Source organism: Halalkalibacter oceani, from assembly GCF_023715705.1.
GTDB classification, from domain to species: Bacteria; Bacillota; Bacilli; order Bacillales; family Bacillaceae_D; genus Halalkalibacter; species Halalkalibacter oceani_A.
This window is the reverse complement of the sequence record NZ_JAMBOS010000089.1, coordinates 1-445: the sequence shown is the minus strand read 5'-3', so window position 1 is coordinate 445 and position 445 is coordinate 1. Positions and strand designations below refer to the sequence as shown.

The 445-nt window shown below is 62.9% G+C and carries 1 pseudogene; it reads right to left on the bottom strand.

The annotated features are described in order from the left end of the window. Nucleotides 1–445, bottom strand: a pseudogene (locus tag M3212_RS21780) (L-ribulose-5-phosphate 3-epimerase); the annotation flags it as partial.

Sequence of the window (445 nt, the reverse complement as noted above, 5' to 3'; positions counted from 1 at the left end):
GTCCATGATCTCCATCGCCAGGGTTACCTGGGCTCGGCTGGCCATCTCGACGCTCTGTTTCAGGCCGTCGCGAAAGCGGCGGCGCGTCTCATCGTTCGCCTGCTGTAATAGACGTCGTAGCCTGCCAGCTGGATCACCCGAATCCCCACATCCTGCGCCAGGCGGATGGCTTTACGCATGATCTCCAGCCCCTGATGCCGCACCGCGTCGTCTTCACTACCCAGCGGAAAACGGCGATGGGCGCTAAGGCACATCGACGGCACCCGGACGCCGGTTTCAGCCACCGCCTTGACCAGCGCCAGACGCTGCTCCGGGCTCCAGTCCAGCCGCGCAAGGCGGGCGTCCGTTTCATCGAGAGACATCTCAACGAAATCAAAGCCCAGCGCTTTTGCAAGCTTTAGCCGCTCCAGCCAGCACTCCCCGGCGGGGAGCGCTTTTTCATAGA